We start from the raw sequence: 25,435 nt of genomic DNA, 5'->3' as shown, positions 1-25,435 counted from the left end.
TCCCTGAGTTGCCGCCCAACTGGCGAGCAGTTCCAGCGCGTCCGCGGTCGGGGGTTCCCGCCGGCGCCGTGTAACGCGCGACGCGGGGCTGACTTCGAGAACGGGAACGGTGGCAACCACCGGTGCGCCCGTCACCAGGGCACCGTTCCCGCGTCGTCGAAGAATCCGCCGGTCGGGCCGTCGTCGGGCAGGGTCGCGAGGCGAATCGCGACGGCCGCACCCTGTTGCGGTGTACGGACGCCGCGAAAACCATTGAGGTCGGTGGCAGTGAAACCCGGACAGCCGGAGTTGATCAAAATGTTGGTGTCACCCAGTTCCTTGACGTACTGGATGGTGAGGGCATTGAGGAAGGTCTTCGAGGCCAAGTAGGCGGCGGGAACCGGGCCCATGTCGATGCCAGGTGTGGTTTGCAGGGCGAGCGAGCCGACGCTGCTGGACATGTTGACGATTCGCGGTGACGCCGAGGCGCACAGCATCGGTAGCATCGCGTTGGTCACCCGGATTACCCCGATCACGTTGGTTTCCACGACGATTCGCACGGTCGTGGGATCGACCGTGGTCGGTGTCTGCGGCACACCGCCGGTGATCGCGGCATTGTTGACCAGAACATCGAGCCCTCCGGCATGGTCGGCGATCAATTCGGCCGCCGCGGCCACACTTGCGTCGTCGGTCACGTCGAGCGGCACACCGAACGCATCGGTCCCAGCCGCGCGCAGCTTCTCCACCGCGGTGTCGCGGCGTTGCCGATCACGCGCGCCAACACCGATTCGCCAGCCGAGCGCGCCCAGGCCAGCGGCGATCTCGTATCCGATTCCCTTGTTCGCGCCGGTCACCAGCGCAATCGTCTGTTCACTCACACCGCCGATCCTGCCGCGATTCCGGGGGCAGCGTCCAAGACCGATCGGGTGGGCGGCGATACCGCACGGGTATTGGTCGTGGTCATCGCCGGATACCATGGCCTGGTGGAGACGCGGGAGATGCGATACTTCGTCGCCGTCGCCGAGGAGTTGCACTTCGGACGGGCGGCACAGCGGCTCTCGATCGCGCAACCACCACTATCGCGAGCCATCCAGCAGCTCGAACGGCGGCTCGGAGTCGTCCTGCTGCACCGCACCGCTCGCGCAATCACTTTGACCAAGGCCGGGTCGGTGCTTCTGCAGGAGGCCCGGCCGGCCCTCGAAGCGGTCGAAGCCGCCGAGCGCCGCACCCGCCGCGCCGCCACCGACCGGGCCGGCGTGGTGCTGGCCGCCAAGGCAGGAGCGTCCAGAGAACTGTTGTCGAAGCTGTTGGACGCCTACGCCGCCGACCCCTCCGCTGTCGCAGTCGAGGTGATGCTCTGCGGGCCCGGCGAACCTGAAGGCCTGCTACGCAACGGGCGTGCCGACGTTGCTCTGCTCCAGCCGCCCTACGACACGACGGCCGGATTCGACACCGAGGACCTGCACACCGAACACCAGGTCGTGGTCCTACCCGCGGGGCACCCCCTCGCCATCCGACCCCACATGTCGATGGCCGAGGTCAACGCCCTGACGGACCTGCCCCTGCCACGCTGGCCTCGACGGGATGGGAGTTATCCCGAGGGCCCCGGCCCGAAGGTTCGCGACCATACCCAATTGACCCAGCTGATCACGCTCGGCCGGGCCTGCGCGCTCATGCCCGAATCGCTCCGAGCACAGCTACGCGGCGAGCACGCCATCGTGCCCGTGCCGGACGCCCCGTCCGTCACGACCGTCATCGCCTGGCCACCACACAGCAGATCCCAAGCCGTCGCCGACCTTGTGCGTACGGCGATACACCTCTAGCCGATAACATCAGCAACAGGCCCTAGTTCGAGACCGGCTCCCGGTTCAGCTTGCCCGCGAGGCGCCCCAGGTAGGCCACCACCTCGGCCTCGGACTTGTCGGGCACGCCGAACACGACCTCGGTCACGCCGAGGTCCTCCCAGCGGGCGAGCTTGTCGGGGTCGGGCTTGCCTGCCAGCACCACGACCCGGGGCGCACCCTCGCGGCCTGCCTCCTGCCAGATGCGGCGCAGCAACAGCACATTGTCGTCGATGTCCTGCTCGATCGGGGTGGTCATCCAGCCGTCGGCGGACCGGGCGATCCACTTGAAGTTCTTCTCGTTGCCCGCCGCGCCCACGATCACCGGAACACGAGGCTGCTGAATGGTTTTCGGCCACGCCCAGCTCGGTCCGAATTTGACGAACTCGCCGTCGTACTCTGCCTCCTGCTGCGACCACAGCGCCTGCATGGCCTCGAGGTACTCGCGCAGCATGGTCCGGCGCCGCCCCGGCGGCACACCGTGGTCGGTCAGCTCGTCGAGGTTCCAGCCGTACCCGACGCCGAGCACCACCCGGCCGCCGGAGAGGTGGTCGAGCGACGCGATGGTCTTCGCCAGGGTGATGGGATCGTGCTCGACCGGGAGCGCAACCGCGGTACCGAGTGCGATGCGTTCGGTCACCGAGGCCGCGGTCGCCAACGCCACCCAGGGGTCGAGGGTGCGCATGTAGCGGTCATCGGGCAGCGTCTCGTCACCGGTCTGTGGGTGCGCGGCGTCCCGCCGGGCCGGGATGTGGGTGTGCTCGGGGACGTAAAAGGAATCGAACCCGGCCCCCTCCGCGGCGACGGCAGCGGCCGCGGGGGTGATCCCGCGGTCACTCGTGAACAGCGTGATTCCAAATTTCACCAGGGTCTCCTTGCGCCGTCTGCGAGCCTCGAATCACGACCGAGACTATTAGCTGGACATCTGTTTGGCAAGGTGTCCAGACCGATCGGTCTCCATGCGAATCTAGAACTCGTTCACATGCTCAACCAGGGGTGGTACCAGCTATTATTGCCCGCCATCGGTCGGCTTCATGACACAGGTTCGTATAGCAAAGGGCGTGACGGCCGGCGGTATCACCACCGGGCGTCACGCCCTCGACCTCGGAGTCAGCGCCTAGGGGACGACGATCGTGCCGCGCCCCTGGACATGCGGGAAGTTCGTGTCGATCTGGACTTCGATCCGCCCGACCCCGGTGTCCGCGGTCATCGGCACCCACGGGCCGTCCGTCGGCGAGAGCGGCGTGTTGTCGCCGAGCGGCACCGGTGGCCCCGGGAAAACTCCGCTCGCGCCGGTGTCCAGGTTCTTCCAGCGCAGGGTGGCTTCGACGCCGCAGTAGGGGGCCTGGAACAGGCCCGGAACGAAGGTGAACTCCGGTCGCACCCAGATCGTCGGGTTCTGCCCGAAGAAGAGGGCGTTTGGGTCGTAGTGCGCGTCCACTGTCCCGACGCACCCGATCGCCCCGCCGCCGAGCGTGTACGTCGGCGAGATCCCCACCGGGTCGGACGACGACCCGGTCGACGCCGTGGCGGTGCCGCCCGTCAGCGACGCCGCCACCGCGACCGACACCACAACTGCCCGAATCGTTCTCATCGTCCCTACCCCCCAGCCGACGCTACGGCGTCATCTCGTAGGCGCCATCGTAGGCCCGCACCTGCTCCCACACCCGACCGAACCGATCCTCGTCCACCACCGGCTTGCGGATCGCACCGAGCGCCCACTCCTGCTGAGCAGGCGTCGACGACGGCTTCCCGTGCAGGGCAACGGCATACCCGGAGAAATCTCGGACCTGGAAGTCGAATATCTGGTCGACCAGGTCCCGGTCGAGCCCGGTCATCTCGGCCTGCTCGAGGATCAGCTGCCCGTAGACGACGAGCGAGAACAGGTGCCCGACGTTGAGCAGGAAGTCCAGGTCCTTCTGCTGCGCGGCATCGGGAGCCGCGGTGGTGAGCAGCTTCTTGAGCTCCAGCGCCTGTTCGTAGAACCGCACCACGTTCGGGATGTCCTGGAACCGCTCGTAGACCTTCGTCCAGTCGTGGAACTGCACCTTGGCCGCGCCGCGGGTGGGACCCTGGTTCCAGAAGAACTCGTCGTCGGCCGCGTCCGTGCGGGTGCAGATCTCGGGGAAGCTCGCCGGGTTGAACATGTAGTTCGGCATGAACTTCAGGATCAGCCCGACGTTGACGTGAACCGTGCCCTCCAGCTTGGGCAGGCAGCCGATGACCTCCACGGCCTCACGGAAGTAGGTGTTCTTCTCGTACCCCTTGGCCGCGACCACGTCGTGCAGCAGCGCGATCACGCGCTCGCCCTCGGAGGTGACCTTGGCCTTGGTCATCGGGTTGAACAACAGGTACCGACGGTCCTCGAGGCTCGCGCTGCGGAAGTAGTCGACGGCCCTGGCGCTGAACTGCTTCATCGCGACCATCCGGGCGTAGGCGTCGACGAACGCCGCCCGCACGTGGGTGAACTCGGTGACCGGGTTGCCGTAGAGGATCCGGTTCTGCGCGTGGGTGATCGCCTCGTAGAAGGCGTGCTCGGTGATGCCGATCGAGCCGGTGCACAGGTTGAACTTGCCGACGTTGACGGTGTTGAGCGCCGCCTCGAACGCCTGGACACCGGTGTGCAGGATGTCCTCCTCCCGCACCGGGTAGTCCTCGAGCCGGAAGGTACTCACGTACATCTGGCCGTGGATGACGTTGTCGATGAGCTTGTAGTTCGGATGCTGGCTGTCCGCGACGAAGAAGACGTACCCGTCGGACCCTTCGACGTCGGTCCTGCGACCGAACACCGACACCATGCCGGCGACATTGCCGTTGCCGATGTAGTACTTCTCGCCCGTCGCCCGGAAGGCGACGTCGCCGTCGTCCGATTGCGGGGCGAGCAGCATGTCGGTGGAGTACACGTCGGCGCCGTGCTCGCGCTCCGAGAGACCGAACGCCATCACGCCGCCCTCCGCCAGCTCGCGGGCGGCCCGCTGCTTCGCGGCGGTGTTGTCGCTCATCCAGATCGGCCCGAGGCCGAGGATGGTGACCTGCCAGGCGTACCAGTAGGCCAGTCCGTAGAACCCGAAGATCTCGCTGAGGGCGGCGTTGCGGGCCGCGTCCCAGCGACGGTTCGGGTCGCCGTCACCGAACTCCGCCGGGGTCTGGAAGGTGGCGAAGAGCTTCTCGCTCTTCACGAACTCCAGGAAGTCCGACACCCAGGTCGCGTCCAGGTCGTCCTGGAGCAGTTGCTTCTTGCCACGGTTCTCGAACCACTCGACGGTCGCACGCAGCAGCCGCCGGGTTTCCTCGTCGAACTCGGCGAAGTCGCTGGTGGTCGGGTTGAACAGTTGTCCGTTCGCGGACATGGGTTGCCCCTCTCTCGCAGATCAGCTCGCGTCTGAGATGAACCTACCAGCGAGTAGCTATTCCACCCCCTTGTGTCGCAGGTCACTTCGCTGCTACGTTCTGGAACAGAGACACAGTTTTGTTTCATCGTCCAAGAGCCGACAGGAACCCACGATGCCGCTCGACTTCGATTCCGCCATTCGCGAGGCCGTCCCCATGCCGGTCGACGACGAGATCGCCTCGACCTCACCTCGGCTCGGCCCCGATTCCCTGATCTGGAAGTACTACGGTGACGTCCGCGGACTGCTGGGCTTCCAGCGGATCGCCGGGACCGAGAACTGCATCGAACAACTCGGCAAGGCGGTCGAGGACCACTCTGTGATCTTCTCGGACACCCTCGGCCGGGCACGGCGCAGCGGACCCCCGATCATGAAGACCGTCTACAGCGAGGACCCGCACCGCTGGGGCCGCACCGTCCGCGACTTCCACAAGCCGATCAAGGGCACCGTCGCCGATGGATCGCGCTATCACGCGCTCAACCCGGAGCTCTTCTACTGGGCGCACGCCACCTTCGTCGACCAGGTCCTCTACGTCACCGACACCTTCGTCCGGCGCCTGTCCCACGAGGAGAAGGTCCAGATCTTCGAGGAGGGCAAGACCTGGTACCGCCTCTACGGGGTGAGCGATCGCAGTCAACCGCAGACCTACGAGGAGTTCCTCGAGTACTGGGAGCAGATGCTCGACCGGTTCGTCCCGACCCGCACCATCGTGTACGCCACCGGGTACATCAGGAAGGGCGTGCCCGGCCCCCGACGGATCCCGGCACCGGTGTGGCGACTCCTGTCGGCCCCCCTGAACGGCTTCATCCGCACCGTCGTCGTCGGCACGCTGCCCCCACAGATGCGGGAGGTCTGCGACCTCGACTGGGATGCCAAGAAGGAGAAGCGGTTCCAGCGGTTCGCTGCCTTCTCCCGCCGGATCAACCCGCTCGTCAACCGGCTGCCCCTGCGCGCGCTGTACCTGTCATGGGCCTACGACGCCTGGCGCCGGGTCGGCATCGACCCTCGCCCCCTGATGAACGTTCCCACCGCCCCCACCGCCCGCTAGGAGTTCCCCGTGCGCACCAAAGTGCTGGCAGCACCACCCGCAGGCAGCGGCCTCCGACCGATCTACGGCACCGGCGACCCTGGCGTGATCGAACTCCTCCGCTTCTTCCGCAATCCGATCGAGCTGGTGGCCCAGCGCCGCGCGGCCTTCGGGGACATCACCTACATCAAGGCGTTCGGCCTCGAGTTCGCCATCCCCCTCACCGCGGACGGCACCGAGTCGGTGGCCATGAACCGGCAGAAGGCGCTGGCCGCCGAACCCGCGTGGGGCTTCCTCATCGGTCCGTTCTTCCGCCGCGGCATCCTGCTGATGGACTTCGAGGAGCACCGCCACCATCGACTGATCCTGCAGCAGGCCTTCAACAACAAACGCCTGCGCGGGTACCTGGACGAAATGCAGCCGATGCTGCGCAAGGGGGTCGAGCGACTCCCGACCGGCAAGAACGTGGTCGTCCTGGACGAGCTCAAGGCGCTCACCCTGGACCTGGCCCTGGAGATCTTCCTCGGGATGGACCTGCCGCGCGCCGAGGCCGATCGGATCAACAAGGCCTTCATCGACTGCGTGAACGCCGGGATGTCGATCATCCGCAAGGACATTCCGGGAACCAAGTGGGCTAGGGGCCTGGCCGGGCGACGCGTGCTCGAGGAGTTCTTCCATAGACACCTGCCGGCCAAACGCGCATCCGGCGAGACGCCCGATCTGTTCTCGGTGCTCTGCCATGCGCGGTCCGAGGAGGGGCACACCTTCACCGACGAGGACGTCGTCAACCACATGATCTTCGTGCTGATGGCCGCGCACGACACCTCGACGATCACCCTCACCACCATGGCCTACTACCTGGCCAAGCATCCCGAGTGGCAGGACCGTGCGCGGGCGCAGTCCCGTTCGCTGCCCCGCGAGATCAACTACGACAACCTCGACGAGTTCACGGTGCTCGACGCCGTGATGAAGGAGTCGCTGCGACTGAACTCCCCGGTGCCGGGGCTGGCTCGACGAGCGTTGGAGGACACCGAGATCAACGGGCACTTCGTCCCGAAGGGCACCTACGTCAGCGCGGTGGGCATGGTCAACCACCACAACCCGGACCTGTGGACGCATCCCGAGCACTTCGACCCGGATCGATTCTCCCCCGAGCGCGCCGAGGACAAGTCACACCGCTACGCCTGGATGCCGTTCGGGGGCGGCGTGCACAAGTGCATCGGCCTGTACTTCGCCCAGATGGAGATCAAGACGATCATGCACAACCTGCTCCTCGAGTACGAGTGGACGGTACCCGCCGACTACACCTGGAAACTCGACAATTCCACGCTGCCGGTCCCGAAGGACCACCTGCCCGTCACGCTGCGGGCGCTGTGACCGCGGATATGCTGGCACACGATGAACACGCGTCCCGCCCCCGTCGCGCCGACCGCACCTCCCGCGGAGCAGGCGATGCTCGACGCCGCCCGGGACGAGTTCGAGCGCTACGGGATCCGTCGGACCAACATGGACGACGTGGCCAAGCGTGCCGGGATCAGCCGCAGCACCCTCTACCGGAAGTTCCCGAACAAGGACGCCCTGGTCGAGGTGCTGGTGTTGCGCGAAGCGGGGCTGTTCTTCGATCAGCTCGACGCCCTGGCCCGGGATCTGGACCCGGTACGGGCCGTGGTCGAGTGCTTTGCACGGGGCATCGCTCTGACGCGGGAGATTCCGCTACTCGGCCGGATTCTCGAGAGCGAACCGGAGATGCTGGTCGAGGTGACCACCCGCACCGAGGGCGCACCGATCGCGGTCGCGGCCGCCCGGGTGGCCGCCGCGCTGCGACACAGTGGGGCGACCATGCCCGAGGACGACCTGCTCTCGGTCTCCGAGATCCTCATCCGGATCTCGATGTCGCTGCTGCTGCACCCGCACGGCCGACTCGACACCACCGATCCCGATGCGGTGCGTCACTACGCCGAGAGGTACCTCGCCCGACTGGTGTGGTGACACCATGACGGCGTCGGTCGAGGCGCTGTTGCGCCAGCTGCCGCCGTCCACCGAGTTCGCCTCGGCCACGGCCCCTTTCACCGGCGAGCCCCTCCCCGACGTTCCCCAGACCGGAACCGAGTCGGTGGCCGCAGCGGCGCTCGCCTGCCGCGCCGCGCAGCCCGCGTGGGCGGCCAGGCCGGTGCGCGATCGGCAGCGGGTGCTGGCGCGGTTCGCACGGCTGCTGGTCGACGACCACGACCGGCTGTGCGACCTCATGCAGTGGGAGACCGGCAAGGCCCGCGTGCACGCCGCCGTCGAGGTGCAGGGCGTCGTCTCCGTGGCCCGGCACTACGCGGCCCGCGGCGGCGCATACCTGGGCGAGCGGCGCGCGCTCGGCGCGGTGCCCGGCCTCGTCTCGACCCGCGTTGGGTACCGCCCGAAGGGGCTCGTCGGGGTGATCGCCCCGTGGAACTACCCGCTGTTCCTGGCCGTCGGCGACGTGGTCCCGGCGTTGCTCGCCGGGAACGCGGTCCTCAGCAAGGCCGACTCGCAGGCCCCGCTCACGCTGCTGCACGCGCGGCACCTGGCGGTGCGGGCGGGGGTGCCCGAGGCCGCGTGGCAGGTGATCGCCGGACCGGGGAGCCGGATCGGGCCCGCCCTGATCGACGAGGTGGACCACCTGAGCTTCACCGGCTCGACCGCGACGGGGCGCGAGATCGCGCGTCGCTGCGCAGACCGCCTGATCGGGGCCTCGCTCGAGCTCGGCGGCAAGAACCCGCTGATCGTCTGCGCGGACGCCGACCTCCGCGCCGCCGCCCGCGGCGCCGTGCAGGCCGCCTTCTCCAATGCCGGGCAGATGTGCATCGGCATCGAGCGAATCTACGTCCACGAGAAGGTGTTCGACAGCTTCCGCGACGAGCTCGTCAGACGGACCGCGCGACTGCGGCTGGGAGCCGGACACGGCTACGACGTGGACATGGGTTCGCTCACCTCGCAAGGGCAACTGGACCTCACCCTTCACCATGTGGCGGACGCCTTGGCCAAGGGCGCGAGCGTCGCAACCGGCGGCAGGCCCCGGCCCGACCTCGGTCCGTTCTTCCACGAGCCCACCGTGCTGACCGGTGTCACCACCGAGATGGCCGTCTACGCCGAGGAGACCTTCGGTCCGGTGGTCGCCCTGTACCGGGTGACCTCGGATGCCGAAGCGATCCGCCTCGCGAACGAGGGAGAGTACGGCCTGAGCGCCAGCGTCTGGACCCGGGACCTGCGGCGTGGCCGCCGGATCGCGGCGCAGGTGGTCGCGGGGGCAGTGAACGTCAACGACGGCTACCTGTCCGCGATCGCCTCGCTCGGCGCGCCCATGGGCGGGATGCGCAGCAGCGGCACCGGGCGGCGGCACGGCCGGGAGGGCGTCGTCCGCTACACCGAACCGCAGACGGTCACCACCCAGCGCATCGCCACGGCCTACCCCGACCGATTCCGCGGACCCCTGCTCCGCGCGATGAACGCGGGCACCCGTGCGCTGCTCGCCATTCGACACCGATCATGAGGAGAACGATGCGAATCCTCGACGAGGCGCTCGCCGCAGGCACGCTCTGGCGGGCAGGGGCAGTGCCGCGCAACCCATGGGCCCTGGCCTCGGGTGCCCGCGCGGTCGCCCGGCTCGGGCCGTTCGGCGGTCTTCCCGCCTTCGGGGCTTCGGCCTTCCCCGACCGGGTCGCCCTCGTGGACGACCGGGGCCAGCTGACGTTCGCCGAGTTCGCGGGGCGCACCCACCGGCTGGCACACGCGCTCACGTCCCGGCTGGCCTCGCCGCGGCCGGGGATCGGCATCCTCTGCCGCAACCACGCCGATGCCGTCGTCGCCCTCTGCGCGGCGTCGGCCGCGGGCGCCCGGGTGGTGCTGCTCAATTCGGATTTCGGCCCGCGCCAGGTGGCCCAGGTGGCCGCCCGCGAGCGACTCGATGCGCTCGTCTACGACGAGGAATTCAGCACCGCGGCATCGGGTTTCGACGGCCCCCGGTGGTGCGCCTGGACCGAGGACGCCCGGGCGGAGAGCTGCATGGCCGCCCTGATGACCGGCGAGTCCGCCGCGCTGCCGGCCCGGCCGGCTCGATCCCCGGCGTTGGTCGTGCTCACCAGCGGCACCAGCGGGCTGCCCAAGGGCGCCCCGCGCTCGCAGGCACCGTCGCTGCTGGTCCCCGCCGGGCTGCTCTCGAAGATCCCGCTGCGCGGCGGCGAGCGCGTGCTGCTGTCCGCACCGGTCTTCCACGGCTGGGGCCTGATCGTCGCGACACTGACCCTGACCCTTGGCTCGATGCTGGTGCTGCATCGAAGGTTCGACGCCGCGCGGGTGCTGACGGACCTGCAGCGGCACCGCTGCTCCACCCTGGTGGCGGTCCCGACCATGCTGCGTCGGCTGGTGGCGCTCGGTGACGCGATTCCCGCGGCCGACCTGTCCGCGCTGCGGATCGTCGCGAGCGGCGGCGCCCGGCTCGACGGCGCCCTGGTCGCCCAGGCCACCGCGGCGCTCGGCCCGGTGCTGCACAACCTCTACGGTTCCACCGAGGCCTCGTACATCAGCATCGCGACACCGGAGGACCTGGCCGTGGCCCCGGACTGCGCGGGACTCCCGCCCCGTGGCACCGTCGTCCGCATCGCCGACGCGGACGGCACGAGCGCAGCGGTCGGTGCGGAGGGCCGGATCCTCGTGCGCACGCCGGGCCAGATCGACGCGTACACCGACGGCACCAGGAAGAGCGATCCCGACGGGTTCCTCGACACCGGCGACCGCGGCCACCTGGACGCCGCCGGACGCCTGTACGTGGCCGGCCGCTCCGACGCCATGATCGTCTCCGGTGGCGAGAACGTCTTCCCGGAGGAGCTCGAGATGGCGTTGCTCGCGCATCCTGACGTGGCGGACGCCGCCGTCACCCCGGTACCGGACGCCGAGTTCGGGCATCGGCTGCGCGCGTATCTCGTCCGGGCCGACGCCCCCGCCGGTCGGGACACGCTCGACGAGCAGGCGGTCCGCCGATACCTCGCCGCGGAACTGCCCCGGTCGCGGATGCCGCGCGAGATCGTGTTCGTCGACCGCCTCTCGCGCGGGTCGACGGGCAAGCTCACCCACCACACACTCGACGAACTGCAGGAGGAGCACAGATGAGGGGCATCGATCTGACCGGCCGGGTTGTGGTCGTCACCGGCGGGGCCCGCGGCATCGGCCGCGCCACCGCGACCGCGCTGCGCGCCGCCGGGGCCCTGGTCGCGATCGGCGACATCGACGAGGCCGAGGTGATCCGCACGGCCGGGCAACTCGGCGTGCTCGGCGCCGTGCTGGACGTGGCCGATCCCCAGTCGGTGACATCGTTTCTCGCCCAGGTGGAATCGGGACTGGGTCGGCCGTGGGGATGGGTGAACAACGCAGGCATCATGCCGCTCGGCACGCTGCTCGATCAGGACGACGCCATCGTGGACACGGCGGTGGACGTCAACCTGCGCGGTGTCCTGCACGGCACCCGCGCCGCCGGACGGGCGATGGCCTCTTCCGGTGGCGGACGGATCGTCAACATCGCCTCGATCGCCGGCTGCATACCCGTCCCCGGCATGGCCGTCTACAACGCGACCAAGGCCGCGGTGCTCTGCTTCGGCGACGCCGCAGACGCCGAACTGTCCGCCGCCGGGGTGCGGGTGTCGACGGTGCTGCCGTCGTTCACGAACACCGCGCTGCTGGACGGCACCCACCCCGGCCGACTGCTCACCCCGATCCCGCCGGAGACGGTCGCCGACGCGGTCGTCGCGACGCTGCGGTCCGGCAGGCGCCGGGCGGTCGTCCCTCGCCGGCTGTCCGGTGCCCTGCTGTGGCCGCTCTTCCCGCGTCCGCTCGCCCGCCTGCTGCGGCGCGCGACCGGGCTCGACCGGGTGTTCCTGGACACCGACTCCGGTCGCGCCGCCTACGACGCACGAATCCGCGGCGGGTCCACGTAGATCGGGACGCCGCCGCGGTGTGTGAGAGCATCCAGTACCGCATCACCACTCGAGCCGAGGGACCGCTTCCGGATGTTCACCGCCGTCGCACTGCTGGCCGTTGGCGCGGCCGGATACTTCGGCTACCGGCGACTGCGCCGCGATCCCGCGCTGCGCGCGGACCTGTGGGCCCGGGTCCGGACGTATGCACTGGCGGCCGGGCTGTTGGCGCTGGCGGCGGTTGCCGTGCGCAACGGACCGACGGGTGAGACAGCACTGGTCCTCGCCTGCGCCGCCGTGCTCGTCGTCCCGCTCGCCACCCGCGCGACCGCGCAGGACCGGGCCGCGGCCCGCGAGTCCCTGCGCCGCTCCCAACTGGGTCTCGAACCGCGCAGGCCGCTGGTCAACGTCCCCGCGCTGCAGGCCCGCTGGGTGGCCGCAGGCGCCCTCGCCTACTTCTGCATCGGGGGCTTCCGCGGCTTCGTCGCGCTCAACGCCGTCTTCTCACAGCACGCACCGGACGCCGGCTGGGTGCTGTCGGCGGTCGTCGCGGCCACCGCGGTGGCCGCGGTCGCCCACGTGAGCGTGCAGCGGCGCCGGGTGGCGGCGGAGGATGCCCGCCTGAACGCACTGGACCGGGCCGTCAGCTGACGGCCCGGTCCGGTACTGCTTGTTTCGTGCGTCAGCCGCGGACGGCGGCGAGCACCTCGTCGAGCGCGGACCCGGCGGGCACCTCACGGGACTCCCCGGTGAAGCGGTCCCGCAGTTCCACGTTGCCCTCGGCGAACCCACGGCCGACGACGACCACCAGCGGCACACCGAGCAGCTCGGAGTCCTTGAACTTCACGCCGGGCGAGGCCTTGCGGTCGTCGAGGATCACCGACAGTCCGGCGCGGTCCAGCTCCGCGGCGAGCGCCTCGGCGCCCTCGCGGGCCGCATCGTCCTTGTTCGCGATCACCAGGTGCACGTTCGCGGGCGACACCTCGGCCGGCCAGCGCAGGCCCTTGTCGTCGTGCTGCTGCTCGGCCATCACCGCGACCAGCCGCGAGACGCCGATGCCGTAGGAGCCCATCGTCGGACGGACCGGCTTGCCGTTCTCGCCGAGCACGTCGACGCCGAACGCGTCGGTGTACTTGCGGCCGAGCTGGAACACGTGGCCCACCTCGATGCCGCGGGCGGCGACCAGCGGCCCGGCACCGTCGGGCGAGGGATCGCCGTCGCGCACCTCGGCGGCTTCGATGGTGCCGTCCGGGGTGAAGTCGCGGCCGGCGACGAGGCCCACGACGTGCTTGCCCTCCTCGTCGGCGCCGGTGATCCAGCTGGTGCCGTCGACGACCCTGGGATCGACGAGGTAACGGACGCCGTTGGCCTGCAGCGCCTTCGGGCCGATATAGCCCTTGACCAGGAACGGGTTGTTCTTGAAGTCGGTCTCGGTGATCAGCACGTATTCGGCCGGCTCCAGCGAGGCCTCGAGGCGCTTCTCGTCGACCTCACGGTCGCCCGGGATGCCGATGGCGAGCAGTTCCCACTCACCGCCGGGCACGCGGGTCTTGACCATGATGTTCTTCAGCGTGTCCGCGGCGGTGACCGCTTTTCCGAGGTCGGCGCCGTTGGCCCAGTCGACCAAAGACTCGATGGTCGGGGTGTCCGGGGTGTCGTACACCTTGGCCTCGGGCTGCCCGTCGAACGGGATCGCCGCGGGAGCGAGGGTCTTGACGGCCTCGACGTTGGCGGCGTAACCGGACTCGATGCACCGGACGTAGGTGTCCTCACCGATCGGGCTCTCGGCCAGGAACTCCTCCGAGGCGCTGCCGCCCATCGCGCCCGACGTCGCGGAGACGATGACGTACTTGACGCCGAGCCGCTGCAGGATGCGCTCGTAGGCGTCGCGGTGCGCCTGGTAGGACGCCTCCAGGCCCTCGTCGGTGAGATCGAAGGAGTAGGAGTCCTTCATCACGAACTCGCGGCCGCGCAGGATGCCCGCACGCGGACGCTCCTCGTCGCGGTACTTGGTCTGCACCTGGTACAGGGTGACCGGGAAGTCCTTGTACGAGTTGTACTCGCCCTTCACGGTGAGCGCGAACAGCTCCTCGTGGGTGGGGCCGAGCATGTAGTCGTTGCCCTTGCGGTCCTTGAGCCGGAACAGGCTGGCGCCGTACTCGGTCCAGCGGTTCGACGTCTCGTAGGGCTCGCGCGGGAGCAGGGCGGGCAGCAGGATCTCCTGCGCGCCAATGGCATCCATCTCCTCGCGGACGACCCGCTCGACCTCGCGCATCACTCGGAGGCCCAGCGGCAGCCAGGAGTAGACGCCCGGCGCGATGCGCCGCACGTAGCCGGCGCGGACGAGCAGCTTGTGGCTGGCGACCTCGGCGTCGGACGGGTCGTCGCGGAGCGTGCGAAGGAACAGCTGAGACAGGCGGGTGATCACGGGGTATCAGGATAGTCGGAACGCCACGGCGGCGGTGCCGCCCGGTCCCTCAGTGCGCGGCCCGCCCGGTACCGTTACCGCTCGTGCTGGTGCTGCTTCCCCCCTCCGAGACCAAGTCCGACGGCGGCAAGGGCGTCCCCCTCGACCTGGGCGAGCTGTCGCTGCCCAAGCTCACCGCGACCCGCGAGGTGCTGGTGAACGCGCTCGTCGAGCTGGCCGCCGACGCCGAGGCGTCGAGCCTCGCGCTGGGGCTGAGCTCCGGGCAGTCCGACGAGATCGCCCGCAACGCGGCGCTCTGGACCTCGCCGACGCGACCGGCCCTGGAGCGCTACACGGGGGTGCTGTTCGACGCCCTCGACGCGAAGTCGTTCACCCGCGCGCAGAAGGCGAAGGCGCTGACCCGCCTCGCGGTCGGCTCCGCACTGTTCGGCGTGGTCCGCGCGGGCGATCCGATCCCGGCCTACCGGCTCTCCGGCGGCTCGAAGCTGCCCGGGATGGGCACCCTGCAGTCGGTGTGGAAGCCCGAGCTGACCTCGGCTCTCGAGGCGGAGGCCAACGGCCTGGTGGTGGACCTGCGCTCGGGCACCTACCAGCAGCTCGGCCCGGTGCCGGGTGCTGTGATCGCCACAGTGCTCACCGAGAAGCCGGACGGCAGCCGCTCGGTGGTCAGCCACTTCAACAAGCACCACAAGGGCCTGCTCGCCCGCGCGCTGGTGGTCTCCCGTGCGGAGCCGTCCGACGTCAAGGGCGTCGCCAAGGTCGCGGCCAAGGCCGGGCTGCGAGTCGAGATCGCCTCCCAGCGGGAACTGATCATCCTGACGTAGGCACCTCCGGCGCCCGTGCGCGTGTTTCACCCCGATGGGGGTACACATCGCTCACAGGTGCGGAAGGCGGCTCACAGCCGGGGATCGACCGCCTCCGACTCCAGGGCGAGCACGGCGAACACCGCCTGGTGGATCCGCCACAGCGGATCGGCCCTGACCAGTCGGTCGACCGCCTCCATGCCCAGCGCGTACTCGCGCAGCGCCATCGACTGCTTGTGCCCCAGGTTTCGGTTGCGCAGCCGCTCCAGGTTCTCCTTCTCGGTGTAGTGCGGACCGTAGATCAGTCGCAGGTATTCGCGGCCACGCACCTTGATGCCGGGCTGAACGCGACGAGCGCCTGCCTGCGCCCCGTTGGCGAGCGGTTTGACCACCATGCCCTCGCCGCCTGCGCCGGTCAGCTCGTCCCACCAGGCGATGCCCGCGGCCTCCGACTCCGGCGAGCCGGTGTCGACGACGACGCGCCGGGTCGTGGTGAACAGGGTCGGTGCCGCCGCCACGAGCCGGTCCGCGATCGCCAGGTGCCAGCCGTGATCGCGATCGCTGTGACCGGCGCCCTCGGTGGCCAAGACCTGGAACGGCGCCACCCGCACGCCGTCCAGGCCGTCGGTCGGCCAGACGTATCGCCGGTAGGCCTCGGTGTAGCGCGCGACGTCGGCCGCCCTGCTGTTCACCCGCTCGAGGAGATCCCCGACGTCGAGTCCGCGCTCCGCCGAGGCCTCGAGCACCGATCTACGGCCCGCCAGGTCGGCGCGCGCGGCCGCACCCACCGCGGCGTACTGCGACCGGAGCAGCCCCTCGGACTTCGCTGACCACGGCAGCAGCTCCGCGTCCAGGAGCATCCAGTCGGTGCCGAGCTCCTCCCACAGCCCGGCGTCCCCGACGGCCTCCGCGACGAGGGTCACCAGGCGCTCGGTCTGTTCCTCGTCGAACATGCGCCGACCGGTTCGGGTGTGCACCATCCCGGACAGGCCGTCCGTGACGCCGAATCGCGCGGCCACCACCGAGGCATCGCGGCACACCATCACGATCGCCCGCGAACCCATGTGCTTCTCCTCGCAGATCACCTCGCTCACCCCCGCTTTTCGGTACTCGGCGAAGGCTTCGGCTGGATGCTCGAGGAGACCGGGTCGCGACGAGGTCGCGCACGGCGCCATCGTCGGCGGCAGGTAGTGCAGCCACTGCGGCGCCACCGCCCATCGGCTCATCACCTCGAGCGCACCCGCCGCGTTCTCGGGCCGAATCGTGATCCGTCCGCGCAGCGCGGTATCCACTCCCCCGACCCGGAGAATGTCCTCGATGTCGAGGGCCTGCGGATCGGGCTCCGGCATGTGCAGCGGCTTGGCCGGCGGATACCACTCCCGATCGGCCGGAACGGAGACCACCTCGCGCTCGGGGTAGCGCATCGCCGTGAGCGCGCCGCCGAAGACGCACCCGGTGTCGAGGCAGGCCGTGTTGTTGAGCCACCGCACATCCGGCACCGGCGTGTGCCCGTACAGCACCATCGCGTCGCCGCGATAGTCCTCTGCCCACGGGTAGCGGACCGGCAAACCGAATTCGTCCGTCTCACCGGTGGTCTCGCCGTAGAGCGCGAAACTGCGCACCCGACCGGACGCGCGATTGTGGTACTCCTCCTTCAGGCCCGCGTGGGCGACGACCAGCCGCCCGTCGTCGAGGACGAGATGCGCGACCAGCCCGTCGCAGAAGTCCGCGACGGCGCGGCGGAACTCCTCGGACTCGGACGCGAGCTGCTCGAGGGTGCGGTCGAGACCATGAGTGGCGTTGACCTTCTGGCCGCGCAGCGCCTTCACGAGCTTGTTCTCGTGGTTGCCCGGCAGTGCCAGCGCGTGACCGGCCGCGGCCATACCCATCACCAGCCTCAGCACACCCGGCGAGTCGGGGCCACGGTCCACGTAGTCGCCCACGAACACCGCGGTGCGCCCGGCAGGCGGAAGTGCATCCACCGGCCTACCCTGCTCGTCCCGCCGCACCGTGTATCCCAGGGCACCCAACAGGGTTTCGAGCTCGCCGAGGCAGCCGTGGATGTCCCCGATCACGTCGAACGGCCCGGGCAGATCGCGACGGTCGCTCCGCAACGGCTGCCGGACGATCCGCGCCGACGCCACGTCCTCGACCCCATCGAGGACGTGGACCGTGCGGAAACCCTCACGAGCCAACCCGCGCATCGACCGCGAGAGCTGCTGGTGTTGACGTCGCAGGACGCTGCGATCGAACCCTCGGTCCCCCCGGGCAGCGTTGCGCTCGGCGCACACCTGCTCGGGCAGGTTCAGCACGATCGCCACGGGCAGCACATCCTGGGAGCGGGCGAGGTCGATCAGTTTCTTGCGGGCCGCAGGCTGGACGCTCGTCGCGTCGATGACGGTCAGCTTCCCGGCGCGCATTCGCTTGGTGGCGATGAACTCGAGGACCTCGAACGCATCGACGGTGGCCTCCTTCGAATTCGGGTCGTCACTGACCAATCCGCGACAGTGATCGCTCGAGATCACCTCGTACGCGCCGAAATGCTCGGCCGCGAAGGTCGACTTCCCCGACCCGCTGATCCCGATGAGCACGACCAACGACGGCTCGGGTATCTCGAGAACACTCATGCCGAAACCTCCCGTCGGATGAACACGGCCATCTGGGTGGGCGCGCCAAGGGTTCCGTCGACATCGCCGATCCCCGTGAAGCTCACGTCATAGTCGTGTGCGGACGTGACCTCTGCTGCCCAGGCCTCGAATTGCGTTCGGCTGAACTCGAATCGGTGGTCGGGATGCCGGAAGGTGCCCGGCTCGAGATTCGGATACAGCACGTTGTACTCGGCGTTGGGCGTGGTCACCAGGACCACCCGCGGGTGCATGTCGGCGAACACCGACCGCACCAGCGCCGGCAGCCGCGACTCGTCGACGTGCTCGACCACCTCCATCAACACCACCGCGTCATACCCCCTCAGGCGTGGATCTCGGTAGGTGGCCGACGACTGGAGCACCGAGATCCGCTCCCGCTGACGGTCCGACAGCTCGGCCAGCCCGAGCCTGCGTTCCGCCTTACGCAGCGCGCTGTCGCTGACATCGACGCCGACGATCTTGGTGAAGGCAGGCCGGGCGAGCAGCTCCCGCAACATCTTTCCCTCACCGCAGCCGACATCGACCACCCGCGCAACACCGAGGTCCTCGAGCGTCGCGATCACCGCGTCCTGACGCCGGTTCGCGAGGCCGGCGTTGACCGCCGGCACATCACCTGTTTCCGTGGTTGCGTCCTCGACCAGCCGATCGACGACGGACGCCACCAGCTCACGTCGGTGCGCGAGGTAGCGCGAGGCGATCAGCTCGGCTTCCGGGTGGCCGCTCAGCCACTCACCCGCCATCCGAACCAACTTGTCGGCCTCCTCCTCGCCGACCCAGTAGTGCTTGACGTCATCGAGCACCGGCAGCAGGACATAGAGGTGTCGCAGCGCCGCGGACAACGTCTGCGTGCCGACGAGCGTCAGGCTCACATATGCCGAGTCACCCCACTGCGGAATGGTCTCGTCCAGCGGGAGCGGCTCCGCGATGACGTCCCAGCCGAGTGGCCCGAAGAGCCGGCCCGGCAGGTCTGCGCCGCCCCTGGCCGGCATCGCCGGAATGGTGACCCGTAGCGGAAGGGCCGTCAGCGGAAGTTCCTGGCGCGATGCAAGCGTCCCGGCGAGGGCCGATTTGAACACTCGCGAGATCGCCACCGCCAGCATCGACGACCCGGCATACGGTCGGTCGTTGACGTACTGCCCCAACGCGAAACCGTCACTGCCCCGCCGGAACTTGCTGCGCGCCAAATCGACTGGATCGACGTCGAGGATCATCGCCACGGTGCAGCTCGACTGCGAGGACTCCGGATAGAGCACGGTCGCGGTCCCCACCGACAACTCGAACGTCTGCACCCGATCGGGATGCTTGTGCAGGAGGTAGCCGAGGTCCGACGCATCCGGGAAGCCGCCAGTCGCGGTCGCGGTCAGTGTGAACAGCACCATTCGGACACTACCGGCGGTGTCGAGCGACTTTCCGTCGCGACGGTCGGCGGGTTGCGGCGGCTGCGCGTCTCCTACTCCCGAAAGGAGTACCGCATGACAGGGGGTGGGCGGCGGGGCCTGATATATGCGCAGCTCCACAGGCCCGTGGCGACTGCGACGATGACAGCGCCGCCGGACCCCAGGCTCGCCGCCTTATGGAAGAGCAACCACACTCCCCCGGCCCACATCACGAAGCCGGCCCCCCATAGCACCGATCTCGTGTGCGATGTCCGCGCCGAGACATAGCGCCAGATCGCCAAGCCGAATCCCCACGTCCCGATGACCGTCACCACCATCGCCGCGAGAAACCACCAGACCGCCGGAGCGTCGGTCCGATCGGTGAGCACTCCCGTACGCCACACCCCCGACTCCCTTACGCGGTGATCGGTTTGGTGTGCGGATTCCCGGCACCGACATGGGGATCGGGTTGGGCCACTCCCGGTTTCGTGAGCGTCCAGGCGTAGGCGGGCGGCAGGTTGGTCCAGACCTTGACGCGATCCTGGCGGAAGCGTGCGCGGAACTCGGAGAGCGCCCGTGCGCTGCCTCGGCGGTGCCGACGGTGCCGTTCCCCGGAAAACCGGTCGACCGCCGCACCGCCGAGATACGAGAAGTAGGTGATGCAGCCGCCGGGCTTGAGTACCCCGTCCAGGGCTTCGCAGATCGCACGCGTCTCGTTCTCGGTGAAGTTCGCGAACGGGAGTCCGACCACGATGACGTCGTACTTTTCGGCCGCCGGGAGTCCGACGATGTCGGCCTGGCGGATCACGATCCGCTCCGCGCAGGCGCGGAGAGCCGGATCGACACCGATCTCCGCTCGGAGGTACGCGGCGAGTCGCGGGTTCCGTTCGACACAGGTCAAGGTGTCGTCCGGGCCGATGCGGGCCGCGATCGCCCGGCTCAGCGCACCCGTCCCCGCACCGACCTCGAGGATCGACAGCGCGGTATCGGTGGAACGGGCGATCGACTCCGTCAGCGCACGTGCCAGCCGTGCACTGCTCGGCGCGATCGCGCCCGTCGTCCGCAGATCACGACCGGCCTCGGCGGCAAACAGCGCGTGGCCGCCGAATCGTGTCGGAGAGATCCTGGCGGCAAAGTTCATCATGTCCCCACAGTGCGGGCGCGGCACGGTGCGCCGCATCGGCAATCCGGCCACCGGCACCCCCGACGAAAGTAGGTGGTACCACCGGCGATCGGTCGAAACAGTCGATGCCGAAGCCGATTCCGCGGGTACATTCGCAACGTGATCTCCATCCTCGTCGTCGACGACGATCCGTTCGTGCGCCAGGGGTTGGCCGACATGCTCGCCACCGACGACCAACTGTCCGTGGTCGCGCACGCGTCGGACGGCGCCGATGCGGTGCGAGTTGTTCGGTCCCGTGACATCGACGTGGTGCTGATGGACATCCGGATGCCGACGATGGGCGGGATCGAGGCGACGCGCCGGATCGCGGCACTGCCGTCCCGTCCGCGCATCCTGGTGCTCACCACGTTCGATCTGGACCAGCACGTGTATTCGGCGCTCGCGGCAGGGGCAGACGGATTCCTGCTCAAGGAGACACCTCCCGCGGAGATTCTCCGAGCGGTCCACGTCGTCGCGGCGGGCGGGTCGATGTTGCATCCCGGCGCGGCGCGGGCGCTCATCGACCGATTCCACCAACAGACAGCCGAGTCCGCCCAGGCCGCGGCAGAGCGCATCGCGCGCCTCACCCCGCGCGAGACGCAGGTCCTCGAGCGGGTCGCGCGTGGGGACTCCAACGCCGACATCGCGGAGAGGCTGTCGATGCGCGAAAGCACGGTGAAGGCGCACGTCAGTCGAATTCTCACCGCTCTTGACGTCTCGAACCGGGTCCAGGCGGCGCTGGTGGCGCGTGACGCTCAGCTGCTCGGCGAGTCCGGCTGACGGCTGGGCCACGGCAAGCTTGCGAACACCCGGAAGCCGCCGTCGGCGGTGGGCCCGTGCTCGAACGTTCCCGCGGCGACCATGACGCGCTCGCTCAACCCCTCCAGTCCCGCTCCGGACCCGCCCAGGGTCGTGGTCGCCGAGGATTCTGCCGGCGCCGCATTGACGATCTCGATGCTCAGACGGTCGCCGGGTGCGCCGTCGATCGCGATCGTGGTGGCGGCGCCCGCCGCGTGCTTGTGGATGTTCGTCAGCGCCTCCTGGGTCACGCGGAAGGCCGCGTGCGCCAGCACGGAGGGTGCCGGACGGTCCAGGTCCGCGCGGATGTCCTCCACGATCGGGACGCCCGCGGCACGCGACGCGGCGATGAGCGCGGGAATGTCCCGCAGCAGCGGCTGCGGCGGTTCCGGCGCGGGTTCGTCGGACGAGTCCCGGAGCACGCCCAGCACGCCGCGCAGATCCTCGAGCGCACCGCGGGCGGTGTCGGCGATCAGCGTCGCGCTGCGGTGTACGCGGTCGGCATCCGGTGCGCGGGTCACCTGCAAGGCGCCGGCGTGCAGTGCGATCAACGAGACCTTGTGCGCCACCACGTCGTGCATCTCGCGGGCGATGCGGCTGCGTTCGGCCAGCCGAGCCTGGGCCGCTCGTGCCTCGCGTTCGGCTTCCGCCTGACGGACGCGATCGTGAAGTCCGTCCAGATAGGCGCGGCGCAGGCCGATATAGGCGCCGAGAACGGCGAAGGCGGCGATCGCGAACAATGCCGAGCCCAGCACGGTCGGATAGTCCTCCGCGGTACGCCGGAAAGACTCGGACACGGCGTCCGTCAGCGCCCCGGCCACCGCCAGGATCCAGAGCCATCGGTCCCGGCGGCGAACCGCAAGGGTGCAGATCGCGACGAGCATCATCAGATTCGACCCGGACAGAGCACACACGAGAATGCCGACGCACGTGATCGCGATCGGATACCGGCGGCGCCACCACAGCGTCGTGGCGGCGGCGACCGAAATCGCCGACAACCAGAATGCTTGCGCCGAATGGTCGCCCGCCTGCACGAACCGCCCGACAAGGACGAAGATCGTCGCCGCCAGCAGCGCGATGTCGCGAATCCGCGGAAGACGGGGCTCGAGCCTCCGGCGGTACTCCTCGAGGGCGGTCACACGCTGAGTATGTCGCGTATCCGATCACGAACGCTCCGTCAGTTGGTCCATCGTCCGGGCGGAGGGTCCATGGATGTATAGGCGGGGAGCGGGAGCGGCTGATCGTTCAGGAACGTCTCCAGCAAGCCTGTGTAGATCTCCGGTTGGTCCGTCGAGACCCCGTGGCCGGCACCCTGGATGTCGACCAGCGTGGAGTGGGGGAAAGTGTCTCGGTACTCGCGTGAGACCGGCCAGCGCAGGAAGTCGCATTGGGCCGCCATGACCAGGACGGGAACCCGCGCGTTCGTGAGCGCAGGCCTGGGATCCGGGATGGAGCCGAAATCGGCCGTCGTCATCTGATTGACGTAGAACCCCTGCAGATTGTCGTGCGGCGGCGTGGTGACCTCGCGTGAGCACGAGGCCCCGTCGCGGCCGGTGAGGGCGACCTCGTGCATCCACGAGTCGGCCTCGGCGTCGGGGACGAACGCATGTGCGGCTTGGGGATTCACGCCCATCAACAGCGATTGGGCGAGAATGCGCGGGTTGCCCATCAGTTCGTCGTAGCGTGCCTGCTGGGCGGGATCCATCTCGTGCCAGGGTTCGCCGACGCCGTCGGGAAATGCCGTCGGCCAGATCGCTCCTGGCGCGACGAAGACGGCTTTCGCGACGCGATCGGGGTGCGCAGCGATGTACTGCGCCGTCAGCGATCCGCCCCAGGACCGTCCGACCAGGACGAGTTGCTCGGCACCGAGTTCTTGCCGTGTCGCTTCGAGATCGGCCACCTGGCGCTGCACGGTGTAGTCGGTGACATCGTCGAGTCGGGTCGAACGGCCCGCCCCCACTTGGTCATACGCGTACACGTCGAACCCCTGGGCGGCGAGTTCGGCGCCGCCGACCGGTATTCCCTCGCCGGGTGTTCCCGGTCCGCCGTGCACGAAGATCACCGGCGGCTTCGGGGTCGGGAGTGCGGCGGCCGGGGCGTGGACGTAGGCGATGCGCGAACCGGTCGGCAGGTCCCAGTACTGGACGTCCGACGGCACCGCGGAGTCCGGCTGAGCAGGGAACGGACTGAGGATCGTCGATGCTGCCAGCGCGGCGACGGCCACGCCGATCACCACGCTCAGTCCGGCCGCACCCACCTTCGCACGACGCGCCCCCGTCAGCCGAAAACCCCACCAGCTCACCAGAAAACAGACGGCGACGGCGCCGGCCAATCCCGCTCCGAGGAACAGCGCCGGGATGTCAACCGCGAGCGCCACCAGGCCCACCGCCAGCGCTCCGACGACGATCGCCACCACGATTCCGAGGACGATGGTCACCACCCCCAGGGCGATACGCCACCGACTGCGCGCCTTCGTGGGCATTGCCGATTCTCGCGGCTCAGCCGTCATTGCAGGTCCTGTCCCCCGTCATTGCCTGTTCGTCGCACCATACTGGACGGTCGCCACAGGCGGAGCGGGACAGGTGCGGCCTCCGGCACCGCTAGGACTCCTGCGCCGCCTTCTCCGCGGCCTGCGCCTGTGCGACCTGCTGCGGGGTGAACCGGATGAACAGGGCCACGACGGCGGCGAGGGCGGCGAAGATCGCGCAGCCGAGCAGGGCCGTCGTATAGCCCTCGCTGAGCGCGAACAGCTGGTCCGCGTTCATGGTCGACGCCACCCCGGAGGTGCCGCCGAGCGAGAGCGTCTTGGACGTGGCCATCGCGCCGACGATCGCCAGCCCGATCGGGCCGAAGAGCACCTGTGCGACCTGGGCGATCGCGGACAGCGGGCCGATCTCGTGCTGCCCGACCCCGGCGATCGCGCACAGCGGCAGCGGCACCACCGCGAGGCCGACACCGAATCCGACGCCGACCACCAGCATGAACAGGTTGCCCATGTAGGTCGCCGAGGTGTCCAGCGTGGAGCCGTACAGCAGGCCCAGCGTGGTCAGGACGGTGCCGGCGACGATCAGCCACCGGGGCTGGACGCGGACCGCGAGCTTGGACGCCACGAATGCGGCGGCGCCGAGGCCGAAGGCGAACGGCACGAACGCCATGCCCGCGGCCAGCGGGCTGTAGCCGAGGATGTCCTGCACGTACAGCGCCACGAACGGCGCCAGGCTGAACATCACCGCGCCCACCAGCGCGATCGCGATGAAGGTGGCCACCCGGTTCCCGTTGCGGAACAGCGAGAACGGCAGCAGCGGGTTCTCCGCCCTGCGCTCGACCAGCAGGAACGCCGCCAGCATGCCCAGCCCCACGGCCAGCGCCGCGATCACCGGCGGGCTCGTCCAGCCCATCTCCGCGCCCTCGGTGAACCCGAAGACCACACCGGTGCAGCCCAGGGTCGCGAGCACCGCACCCGGCACGTCCAGCTTGAGCCGCTCGGCGCCGGTCTCCACCAGCGAGGGAATGGCGAGGCCGATGATCAGCAGCCCGATCGGCACGTTGATCAGGAAGATCCAGCGCCAGGACACCTCGGTCAGTGCGCCGCCGACGATCAGTCCGGTCACGGAACCGATGCCGGTCATGGCCGCGAAGATCGCGATCGCCTGGTTGCGGACCGGGCCGGGCGCGAATGTCGTCGCCACCAGGGCAAGCGCGGTCGGCGACGCGATCGCCGCACCCACGCCCTGCAGCGCCCGCGCCGCGATCAGCGAGACCTCACCGGTGGCGAGTCCGCAGATGAGCGAGGCCACCGTGAACAGCACCACGCCGCCGATGAAGACCCGCTTGCGCCCGAAGGCGTCGCCGAGCCGTCCGCCGAGCAGCATCAGGCCGCCGTAGGTCAGCGCGTAGGACGTGATCACCCAGTTCCGGCCCGCGTCGCTCAGGTCGAGATCCTGCTGGATCCGGGCCAGGGCCAGCGAGGCGACGGTCCCGTCGAGCACCATCATCAGCTGCATACCGCCGAGGACGACGATGGCGAGACCGAAGGCTCGCGTGGTCACGG

At 69.3% G+C, this 25,435-nt stretch carries 21 protein-coding genes; 10 read left to right on the top strand and 11 right to left on the bottom strand.

What is annotated here, in order from left to right:
* Positions 1 to 131: 131 nt before the first annotated feature.
* On the bottom strand, positions 132 to 833 hold the full coding sequence (locus C8K38_RS17850; protein WP_257017562.1) for an SDR family NAD(P)-dependent oxidoreductase: 702 nt from the start codon (positions 831 to 833) through the stop codon (positions 132 to 134).
* A gap of 129 nt (positions 834 to 962) precedes the next feature.
* Between C8K38_RS17850 and C8K38_RS17845 the strand changes: the two genes are divergently transcribed.
* Positions 963 to 1,802, top strand: a complete 840-nt coding sequence (locus C8K38_RS17845) for a LysR family transcriptional regulator (protein WP_097212807.1) — start codon at positions 963 to 965, stop codon at positions 1,800 to 1,802.
* Between the two features lie 22 nt (positions 1,803 to 1,824).
* On the opposite strand, the gene C8K38_RS17840 is transcribed toward C8K38_RS17845, so the two are convergent.
* The 3 genes from C8K38_RS17840 to C8K38_RS17830 all read right to left on the bottom strand — a co-directional run bounded on the left by C8K38_RS17840 (position 1,825) and on the right by C8K38_RS17830 (position 5,170).
* Positions 1,825 to 2,685, bottom strand: coding sequence for an LLM class F420-dependent oxidoreductase (locus tag C8K38_RS17840; protein WP_097212755.1), 861 nt, complete (start codon positions 2,683 to 2,685; stop codon positions 1,825 to 1,827).
* Between the two features lie 252 nt (positions 2,686 to 2,937).
* Positions 2,938 to 3,414: a hypothetical protein gene (locus C8K38_RS17835; protein WP_143548487.1), complete on the bottom strand. Its 477-nt coding sequence runs from the start codon at positions 3,412 to 3,414 to the stop codon at positions 2,938 to 2,940.
* Positions 3,415 to 3,436: 22 nt separating this feature from the next.
* On the bottom strand, positions 3,437 to 5,170 hold the full coding sequence (locus C8K38_RS17830; protein ID WP_097212753.1) for an acyl-CoA dehydrogenase family protein: 1,734 nt from the start codon (positions 5,168 to 5,170) through the stop codon (positions 3,437 to 3,439).
* Positions 5,171 to 5,324: 154 nt separating this feature from the next.
* On the opposite strand from C8K38_RS17830, the gene C8K38_RS17825 reads away from it, so the two are divergent.
* From C8K38_RS17825 to C8K38_RS17795, 7 genes are all read left to right on the top strand, one after another.
* Positions 5,325 to 6,257 carry an oxygenase MpaB family protein gene (locus tag C8K38_RS17825; protein ID WP_097212752.1) on the top strand — a complete coding sequence of 311 codons (933 nt, stop codon included), beginning with the start codon at positions 5,325 to 5,327 and terminating at the stop codon, positions 6,255 to 6,257.
* A gap of 9 nt (positions 6,258 to 6,266) precedes the next feature.
* Positions 6,267 to 7,613, top strand: coding sequence for a cytochrome P450 (locus tag C8K38_RS17820; RefSeq protein ID WP_097212751.1), 1,347 nt, complete (start codon positions 6,267 to 6,269; stop codon positions 7,611 to 7,613).
* A gap of 21 nt (positions 7,614 to 7,634) precedes the next feature.
* Entirely contained in the window at positions 7,635 to 8,225 is a 591-nt protein-coding gene (locus tag C8K38_RS17815) for a TetR/AcrR family transcriptional regulator (protein ID WP_097212750.1), read from the top strand.
* Positions 8,226 to 8,229: 4 nt separating this feature from the next.
* Positions 8,230 to 9,756 carry a succinic semialdehyde dehydrogenase gene (locus tag C8K38_RS17810; protein ID WP_257017560.1) on the top strand — a complete coding sequence of 509 codons (1,527 nt, stop codon included), beginning with the start codon at positions 8,230 to 8,232 and terminating at the stop codon, positions 9,754 to 9,756.
* A gap of 8 nt (positions 9,757 to 9,764) precedes the next feature.
* The gene (locus tag C8K38_RS17805) at positions 9,765 to 11,372 is read left to right on the top strand and encodes an AMP-binding protein (RefSeq protein ID WP_257017558.1); all 1,608 of its coding nucleotides are present in this window, start codon (positions 9,765 to 9,767) and stop codon (positions 11,370 to 11,372) included.
* Positions 11,369 to 12,193, top strand: coding sequence for an SDR family NAD(P)-dependent oxidoreductase (locus C8K38_RS17800; RefSeq protein WP_097212747.1), 825 nt, complete (start codon positions 11,369 to 11,371; stop codon positions 12,191 to 12,193). Before C8K38_RS17805 ends, C8K38_RS17800 begins: the two co-directional genes overlap by 4 nt.
* Positions 12,194 to 12,265: 72 nt before the next feature.
* On the top strand, positions 12,266 to 12,823 hold the full coding sequence (locus C8K38_RS17795; RefSeq protein WP_097212746.1) for a hypothetical protein: 558 nt from the start codon (positions 12,266 to 12,268) through the stop codon (positions 12,821 to 12,823).
* Between the two features lie 31 nt (positions 12,824 to 12,854).
* On the opposite strand, the gene C8K38_RS17790 is transcribed toward C8K38_RS17795, so the two are convergent.
* A complete protein-coding gene (locus C8K38_RS17790; RefSeq protein ID WP_097212745.1) occupies positions 12,855 to 14,600 on the bottom strand; it encodes a proline--tRNA ligase in 1,746 nt (581 codons plus the stop codon).
* Positions 14,601 to 14,683: 83 nt separating this feature from the next.
* Here C8K38_RS17790 and yaaA point away from each other — a divergent pair, with 83 nt between their 5' ends.
* The gene (yaaA, locus tag C8K38_RS17785; protein ID WP_097212744.1) at positions 14,684 to 15,424 is read left to right on the top strand and encodes a peroxide stress protein YaaA; all 741 of its coding nucleotides are present in this window, start codon (positions 14,684 to 14,686) and stop codon (positions 15,422 to 15,424) included.
* A gap of 71 nt (positions 15,425 to 15,495) precedes the next feature.
* Here yaaA and C8K38_RS17780 read toward each other — a convergent pair whose 3' ends face one another.
* The 3 genes from C8K38_RS17780 to C8K38_RS17765 form a co-directional block, all read right to left on the bottom strand.
* Positions 15,496 to 18,030, bottom strand: coding sequence for a polynucleotide kinase-phosphatase (locus tag C8K38_RS17780; RefSeq protein ID WP_097212743.1), 2,535 nt, complete (start codon positions 18,028 to 18,030; stop codon positions 15,496 to 15,498).
* Positions 18,027 to 19,427 (bottom strand): 3' terminal RNA ribose 2'-O-methyltransferase Hen1, encoded by a 1,401-nt coding sequence (locus C8K38_RS17775; RefSeq protein WP_097212742.1) that lies wholly within the window; start codon positions 19,425 to 19,427, stop codon positions 18,027 to 18,029. The genes C8K38_RS17780 and C8K38_RS17775 overlap by 4 nt, the downstream gene beginning before the upstream one ends.
* A 412-nt stretch (positions 19,428 to 19,839) precedes the next feature.
* The gene (locus C8K38_RS17765) at positions 19,840 to 20,568 is read right to left on the bottom strand and encodes a class I SAM-dependent methyltransferase (protein ID WP_179800615.1); all 729 of its coding nucleotides are present in this window, start codon (positions 20,566 to 20,568) and stop codon (positions 19,840 to 19,842) included.
* 138 nt (positions 20,569 to 20,706) lie between these two features.
* On the opposite strand from C8K38_RS17765, the gene C8K38_RS17760 reads away from it, so the two are divergent.
* The gene (locus tag C8K38_RS17760; RefSeq protein WP_097212739.1) at positions 20,707 to 21,366 is read left to right on the top strand and encodes a response regulator; all 660 of its coding nucleotides are present in this window, start codon (positions 20,707 to 20,709) and stop codon (positions 21,364 to 21,366) included.
* Here the strand turns inward: C8K38_RS17760 and C8K38_RS17755 are convergent.
* From C8K38_RS17755 to C8K38_RS17745, 3 genes are all read right to left on the bottom strand, one after another.
* Entirely contained in the window at positions 21,342 to 22,523 is a 1,182-nt protein-coding gene (locus C8K38_RS17755; RefSeq protein WP_097212738.1) for a sensor histidine kinase, read from the bottom strand. The two genes, C8K38_RS17760 and C8K38_RS17755, sit on opposite strands and share 25 nt — an antisense overlap.
* 38 nt (positions 22,524 to 22,561) lie before the next feature.
* The gene (locus C8K38_RS17750; protein ID WP_179800614.1) at positions 22,562 to 23,866 is read right to left on the bottom strand and encodes an alpha/beta hydrolase; all 1,305 of its coding nucleotides are present in this window, start codon (positions 23,864 to 23,866) and stop codon (positions 22,562 to 22,564) included.
* 118 nt (positions 23,867 to 23,984) lie between these two features.
* Positions 23,985 to 25,388 carry an MFS transporter gene (locus C8K38_RS17745; RefSeq protein WP_097212806.1) on the bottom strand — a complete coding sequence of 468 codons (1,404 nt, stop codon included), beginning with the start codon at positions 25,386 to 25,388 and terminating at the stop codon, positions 23,985 to 23,987.
* Positions 25,389 to 25,435: the final 47 nt, after the last annotated feature.

Source organism: Rhodococcus sp. OK611 (assembly GCF_003050885.1).
Classification (GTDB): Bacteria; Actinomycetota; Actinomycetes; order Mycobacteriales; family Mycobacteriaceae; genus Rhodococcus_G; species Rhodococcus_G oryzae.
Note: the sequence above shows the minus strand (reverse complement) of the source record. Positions and strands in the feature narration are given on the sequence as shown.

Excerpts from the sequence above, each read along its gene's own strand:
- C8K38_RS17750 (WP_179800614.1), bottom strand. The coding sequence starts at position 23,866 with ATGCCCACGAAGGCGCGCAGTCGGTGGCGTATCGCCCTGGGGGTGGTG.
- C8K38_RS17800 (WP_097212747.1), top strand. The coding sequence starts at position 11,369 with ATGAGGGGCATCGATCTGACCGGCCGGGTTGTGGTCGTCACCGGCGGG.
- C8K38_RS17810 (WP_257017560.1), top strand. The coding sequence starts at position 8,230 with ATGACGGCGTCGGTCGAGGCGCTGTTGCGCCAGCTGCCGCCGTCCACC.
- C8K38_RS17805 (WP_257017558.1), top strand. The coding sequence starts at position 9,765 with ATGCGAATCCTCGACGAGGCGCTCGCCGCAGGCACGCTCTGGCGGGCA.
- C8K38_RS17835 (WP_143548487.1), bottom strand. The coding sequence starts at position 3,414 with ATGAGAACGATTCGGGCAGTTGTGGTGTCGGTCGCGGTGGCGGCGTCG.
- C8K38_RS17825 (WP_097212752.1), top strand. The coding sequence starts at position 5,325 with ATGCCGCTCGACTTCGATTCCGCCATTCGCGAGGCCGTCCCCATGCCG.
- C8K38_RS17815 (WP_097212750.1), top strand. The coding sequence starts at position 7,635 with ATGAACACGCGTCCCGCCCCCGTCGCGCCGACCGCACCTCCCGCGGAG.
- C8K38_RS17745 (WP_097212806.1), bottom strand. The coding sequence starts at position 25,388 with ATGCAGCTGATGATGGTGCTCGACGGGACCGTCGCCTCGCTGGCCCTG.
- C8K38_RS17780 (WP_097212743.1), bottom strand. The coding sequence starts at position 18,030 with ATGAGTGTTCTCGAGATACCCGAGCCGTCGTTGGTCGTGCTCATCGGG.
- C8K38_RS17795 (WP_097212746.1), top strand. The coding sequence starts at position 12,266 with ATGTTCACCGCCGTCGCACTGCTGGCCGTTGGCGCGGCCGGATACTTC.
- C8K38_RS17765 (WP_179800615.1), bottom strand. The coding sequence starts at position 20,568 with ATGATGAACTTTGCCGCCAGGATCTCTCCGACACGATTCGGCGGCCAC.
- C8K38_RS17830 (WP_097212753.1), bottom strand. The coding sequence starts at position 5,170 with ATGTCCGCGAACGGACAACTGTTCAACCCGACCACCAGCGACTTCGCC.
- C8K38_RS17775 (WP_097212742.1), bottom strand. The coding sequence starts at position 19,427 with ATGGTGCTGTTCACACTGACCGCGACCGCGACTGGCGGCTTCCCGGAT.